This is a genomic window from Nocardia farcinica (assembly GCF_029867845.1).
GTDB lineage: Bacteria > Actinomycetota > Actinomycetes > Mycobacteriales > Mycobacteriaceae > Nocardia > Nocardia farcinica_A.
In genome coordinates, this window is record NZ_JARWRU010000628.1 from 1 (window position 1) to 6,131 (window position 6,131).

The window sequence follows — 6,131 nt, forward strand, 5'->3', positions numbered from 1 at the left end:
GGGTGCGCCCGCTCGGCGCCAGACCGAGCCGGTCCACCACCAGACTGCTCACCAGCTGTCCGGCCACCACCGCCACCATGAACGCGGTGACCCCGATGGCCGCCACCGTCAGCCCCTGGCTCGCCACGAAGAACGCCCCGCACAGCCCGCCCAGCAACTGCCACCGCCGCAACCGCCGATCCGCCAGCGCGGCCCGCACCAGCGCCAACCCGCCACGCAGCCGCCCGCTCACCGCGAAGGCGATCAGCACCAGCACCAGCCCGGTGCCGAAACTGACCACCGCCGCCGCGATCCCGTCCGCCAGCCGCGCCCCCAGCGCCCCGTTGATCCGCGCCTGCACCGCCACGGCGGCGCCGATCGCGAAACCGCACGCCACCCCCAACCTCATCCGCGCGGCCATGCCGAAACCGTACCGCCCGCCCTGTCCGGCCCGCCCATCCCCGAGCGCGGTCCGCCGGGCGGGCCGGGCGGATCACTGCGACGTGCCTGCTCACTCCGAGATGCCGCTCACTCCGAGGTGCCGGCGACCCTGGCCCGGCGGCGGGGCAACCAGCCGGGCATGAGCGCGGCGATGACCAGCACGGCCGTGCCGAGCAGCGCCAGCGTGACCGACATGGACAGCCAGACACCCGCCAGGGCCGCCACGCCGAAGACGGCCAGGGAGACCACCTCGGCGAGCAGGCCGGACACCGAGGTGACGGTCGCGCGGGCCGGGCCCTCGATCGCGTCCTGCAACCGGGCGTCGGCCACCACCTCGGCATTGAGCATCGTGCCGTATCCGGCGGCGATGGCCACGAACCCGGCGACGGCCAGCGGGTAGGCCAACTCCGGCCTGCCCGCCGCGGCCCCGGCGACCAGCGAGCCGCCGACGAACAGCACACCACCGACGCCGACCATCCTGGCCAGCGTCCGCGCCGGGAGCGAGCTCGTGCGACCGGCGAGCAGCGTGCCGGTCATCGAGCCGACCACGGTGATGCCGATGAGCACCGGCACCACCGTCGTCGACACTCCCGCCGATTGGGCGAGCAGCGCGAAGTACTCGTCGTAGGCGGTGATGCCGAACAGCAGCGCCACCAGCACCACGCCGCGCCGCACCCGCCGCACCCGCATGGTCTCCCCGAGACCGGCGCGCAGCATCGTCAGGTAGCGGCGGATGGTCGTCGGTTCGGCGTCGTCGGTGTCCTCGGGCTCCCCCGCCGACCTGGGCGCGTCCGGCAGCAACAGGCAGATCGCCGTATGCGCCACCGCGATCGCCACGCTCACCCAGCCGACCAGCGCATACCCGCCGAGGGCGTACAGCGGCGCGGCCGCGAGGATCGCCACCACGACGGTGCTCTCGGCGGCGGCGCGCGCGTAGCCCATGATCCGGGGATAGGCGTCGGTCCGCTGCTCGGCGGCCAGCGAGTCGTACACGAGCGCCTCGAAGGTGCCCGATTCCAGCGCGCTGGACACACCCCAGAGCACGAAGCCGAGGGCGAACCCCAGGTAGGACGGCGTCACGGTCCACAGCGTGAACGCCGCGGCCACCAGCGCGCCGCTGCCGACGAGCAGCAGCCGCCGGGACACGGTGTCGGCCCAGGCGCCGGAGGGCACCTCGAGCACGAACGAGGTCACCGACCACAGGGCGAGCAGCGAGGAGATCTGCGCGGTGTTCAGGCCGTGATCGGCGAACAGCAGCGCGTACAGGGCGTACAGCGGGATGAATTCACGCGAGCCCTTGACCAGCACCGCGCGGATCGCGAGACCACGCACGGGGTCGTGGCGGCCTGCGCCGCCGGAGCTGGAGGTGTGTCAATAACCGGTGAAGAAATTGGTGAAGCGGAGTACCGGACCGCTGAGTCGAAGAGTCATGTCTGTCAGCTTTCCCGGTGGCATCGCGGGTCGTCAAGCGATTTTCGGCGCCCCGGCGGATACGGCACCCGGCGACTAGTTCAGCGGAACCCAGCCGTGGGAGGCCACGGCGTCCTGGTCCTCCTCGGCACGGTCGGCGCCACCGCCGATGCGACCCTGTCCCTGGTTGAGATCGTTGATCAGCTCCGAGACCGGGTGCGAATCGCTGTAGTGGTAGCCCTGCGCGAGCGCGAAACCGAGCTCGGTGAGCACCGCCGCCTGGTATTCGGTCTCCACGCCCTCGGCGATCACCTGCAGATCCAGCGCCGAACTCAGCGCCGCGATCACGCCGAGCAGCGGCGGGGCGGGCGAGTCGGACCGGATGGCGGCGACGAAGGACTGGTCGACCTTGAGGATGTCGCTGGGCAGCGTGGCCAGCCTGCTCAGCGAGGAGTAGCCGGTGCCGAAGTCGTCGATGGCGATGCGCACGCCGCGATCGCGCAGGGTGTGCAGATTGGCGATGGCGGTCTGGGACTCCGCGGCCAGCTCGGATTCGGTCACCTCGAGCACCAGCTGGTCGGCGGGCCAGCCGGTGGAGGACAGGATGTCCCACACCCGCTCGGCGTAGCCGGCCTCGGCCAGCTCCAAGCCGCTGACATTGACGTTGAGGGTCAGGTCGAGCTGGGCGAAGGTCTCCTGGAGCCGGGCGGCATCGGCGCAGGCGCGGCGCAGCACCAGCTCGTCGAGGTCGGAGATCAGGTCGTATTCCTCGGCGACGCGGATCAGGCCCTCGGTGGTGACATCCGGCTGGGCGCTGGACGACCAGCGCAGCAGCGCCTCGACGCCGACAGCCTTTCCGCCGCCCTCGGTCAGGCTGACGATCGGCTGGTAGTGCACGTCCAGAGCGCCTCGGTCGATCGCCTCGCGCAGCTCGACGGCCAGCGGCAGCTGCCGGGAACTCTCCAGCACCGTCCGGTTGCGGCCCGCCTGCTTGGCCCGGTAGAGGCCGACATCGGCGCGGCTGACCAGCAGCGAGCCGGACTCACCCGGCTGCCACGAGGTGACACCGGCCGAGCAACCGGTGGTGACCGCCGCGCGCAGCTGTTCGGTGAGCAGGATCGCGGCCTGCTCGGTGACATTGGGCAACAGCAGCGCGAAGGCGTCGCCGCCGTAGCGGGCCAGGCGCTGGTCGGGGGCGAGCAGCTTGGACCAGGTGTCGGCCACCCGCTGCAACACGGCGTCGCCGGCGCGGTGGCCGAGGTGGTCGTTGATCTTCTGGAAGCGGTCGAGGTCGACCAGCACCAGCGACAGGCTCTGCCCGGTGCGGGTGGCCTGGGTGATCGCGGTGTTCAGCGCCCGGTCGAAGCCGCGCCGGTTGAGCAGGCCGGTGAGCACGTCGATGTCGGCCTCGGAGGCCATCCGGGTGAGGATGCCGACCACCACGCCGACCCCGACGGTCACGCCCGCCGGGATGATGCCCGACCACCAGTCGAAACCGCGGGTCGGCACCACCCACAGGCACAGCGCCACCGCGAAGGCGATGTGCGCGGCGGCCTGGGTCATGCGGAAGAACAGCGCGGCGTCGCAGGCGATGAAGACGTAGAAGGAGGCAAGGCCGAGTGCGCCGGTGGTGTTCGGGAAATCGTGCACGGCGATGGTGACGAGCACCGTCGCGACCGCCACGTAGCCGTGATGGATCGCGTGCGGCAGGCGCGGCCCCCATGCGAGCAGCGTCAAGCCGAGCAGCAGCGCGATCGCCGCCGCGGTACCGACCAGCAGCCGATTACCCTCGTCACCCGGGGCGACCGCGGTGATCGCCAGGCCGAGCACGCCACCCATGACGTAGAACGCCCCGGTGGTTCTCGCCATGACCATTGCCGTCGCCAGCGCCGATGCCGCCCGCACCCGGGTTCGGGTATCGCCGCGCGCCCCGATTCCTCGCACGCCCCACAGCCTAGACACTGCACAGCACCCTGGTCGCCACATCCACCAATTCCGACATCGCGACCCCGTCCCGCTCCCGGCCTGCTACTTCACCGGGCGCAGGACGTCGGTGCCGACGAAGGGGACCAGCGCCGCGGGCACGCGCACCGAGCCGTCGGCCCGCTGGTGGTTCTCCAGGATCGCCACGATCCACCTGGTGGTGGCCAGGGTGCCGTTCAGCGTGGCGGCGATCTGCGGTTTCCCGTTCTCGTCGCGATAGCGCACCGACAGCCTGCGCGCCTGGAAGGTGGTGCAGTTGGAGGTGGAGGTGAGCTCGCGGTAGGTGCTCTGGCTCGGCACCCAGGCCTCGCAGTCGTACTTGCGGGCCGCGGAACTGCCGAGGTCACCGGCGGCGACGTCGATGATGCGATAAGGCACCTCTACGGCGGCGAGCATCTCGCGCTCCCAGTCCAGCAGCCGTTCGTGCTCGGCCTCGGCCTGGTCGGGCGTGGTGTAGACGAACATCTCGATCTTGTCGAACTGATGCACCCGGATGATGCCCCTGGTGTCCTTGCCGTAGCTGCCCGCCTCCCGGCGGAAGCACGACGACCAGCCCGCGTAGCGCTTCGGGCCCGAGGACAGGTCGATGATCTCGTCGGCGTGGTAGCCGGCCAGCGGCACCTCCGAGGTGCCGACCAGGTACAGATCGTCGTCGGCCAGGTGGTAGACCTCGGCCGAGTGCTGGCCGAGGAAGCCGGTGCCCGCCATGATCTCCGGGCGGACGAGCACCGGCGGGATCATCATGGTGAAGCCGTTGGCCACGGCCTTCTGCGCGGCCAGCTGCAACAGGCCGAGTTGCAGCATCGCGCCGTGGCCGGTGAGGAAGTAGAAGCGCGAGCCGGAGACCTTGGCGCCGCGCTCCATGTCGAACAGGCCGAGCGATTCGCCGAGTTCGAGGTGGTCCTTGGGCGTGAAATCGAATTCCGGGACATCGCCGACGGTTTCCAGCAGGGCGTAGTCGTCCTCGCCGCCCGCAGGCACGTCCGGCAGCACCACGTTGGAGATGGCGCGGTGGGCGGCCGCCAGATCGGCGTCCGCGGCGGCCTGGGCGGCCTCGGCCTCCTTGACCTCGACCGACAGCTCGCCGGCGCGGGACAGCAGCGCGGGCCGGTCCGCCTCGGCGGCCTTGCCGATCTGCTTGCTCAGCGCCTTCTGCTCGGCGCGCAGGTTGTCCGCGGCGGCGACCGCCGCGCGCCTGGCCGCGTCGGCCTCTAGCAGGGCGTCGACCAGAGCCGGGTCTTCACCACGCGCGCGCTGCGAGGCACGCACCACGTCGGGGGCCTCCCGCAGGAGTCGGAGGTCGATCATGGGCAATCAGCCTAGTCCTCGGCTCGCGGCCTGGTGCGCACGGCATCCCGGCGTCGTCCGCGGGCGCTCGCGGCCGCGCGCGAACGGTCTCGTGGCACCGTGCGGGGGCGGCTGCCATGATGGAGCGCGATGTCCACCGACGATGTGCCACAGACGCCTGCGCCCGAGCCGGGTTCCCGGGGGCGCTCCGGCCTGTTCCGCGCGCGCGGCGACCGGGCGCGTTCCGGGAAGGGCCGCGCCGGGAAGCCGAGCACGGCCGCGGCGGGCGGAACGGACCCGATCGACGACACCGATCCCGGCATCGGCGCGACCGATCCGATCGGCGACACCGACCCGCACGGGACGGCCACCGTTCCCGCCGGCGGGGACGCGTCGTCGGGCGGCCTGTCGGCGCACAAGCTGCGCTGGGGTCTGCTGGCCACGGCGGCGGGCGCGGTGGTGGCCGCGCTGGTCACCCTCGCCGTCACCGGCTTCGAGAGCGATTCCGCGCCCGAGGTGCACAGCCCGGCCGCGCCCGCGCACACCGTGCTGGACAAGGAGTTCGGCACCGCCTCCACCGGCGACTGCCTGAGCTGGAGCAAGGCCGACCGCAGCGACCTGGTGAAGGTCGACTGCGCCAACCGGCACCTGTTCGAGGTGGCCGCCGACATCGACATGTCCCGGTATCCCGGCGTGGAGTTCGGTCCCGGCTCCCGTTTCCCCGACTCGCTGCGGCTGACCGAACTCAAGGAAGAGCACTGCGTGCCCGCGGTGCAGCGCTACATGAACGGCAGGTACGACCCGCGCGGGCGCTACGTGGTCGGCCTGATGTACCCGAGCGCCGACGGCTGGGCGGCGGGCGACCGCACGCTGCGCTGCGGTCTGCAGTTCTCCGCGAGCACCGGTGCGCCGCTGCCCCCCACGGGCAGCGCGCGCGCCCAGGGCCAGTCCAAGATCTTAGAGCCCGGCACCAGCCGCGGCATCAACCAGAACCAGCCCCCCGCCCCGGGCGAGTGCGCGCCGGGGGCATA

At 71.9% G+C, this 6,131-nt stretch carries 5 protein-coding genes; 1 reads left to right on the plus strand and 4 read right to left on the minus strand.

Annotation, left to right across the window (positions count from 1 at the left end; all coding sequences use genetic code 11):
• From QH283_RS13900 to serS, 4 genes are all read right to left on the minus strand, one after another.
• Positions 1–400, minus strand: a 400-nt coding sequence (locus QH283_RS13900) for a DMT family transporter (protein ID WP_280503421.1), incomplete at its 3' end; no start/stop codon positions are given.
• Positions 401–507: 107 nt separating this feature from the next.
• The gene (locus tag QH283_RS13905; RefSeq protein WP_280503422.1) at positions 508–1,752 is read right to left on the minus strand and encodes an MFS transporter; all 1,245 of its coding nucleotides are present in this window, start codon (positions 1,750–1,752) and stop codon (positions 508–510) included.
• A gap of 174 nt (positions 1,753–1,926) precedes the next feature.
• Complete coding sequence (locus QH283_RS13910; RefSeq protein WP_280503423.1) at positions 1,927–3,699, minus strand: putative bifunctional diguanylate cyclase/phosphodiesterase; 1,773 nt, start codon at positions 3,697–3,699, stop codon at positions 1,927–1,929.
• A 159-nt stretch (positions 3,700–3,858) separates the two neighbouring features.
• Complete coding sequence (gene serS / locus QH283_RS13915; protein ID WP_280503424.1) at positions 3,859–5,121, minus strand: serine--tRNA ligase; 1,263 nt, start codon at positions 5,119–5,121, stop codon at positions 3,859–3,861.
• 129 nt (positions 5,122–5,250) lie between these two features.
• Here serS and QH283_RS13920 point away from each other — a divergent pair.
• Positions 5,251–6,131 (plus strand): septum formation family protein (locus QH283_RS13920; RefSeq protein WP_280503425.1); only part of this gene is annotated, 881 nt, incomplete at its 3' end.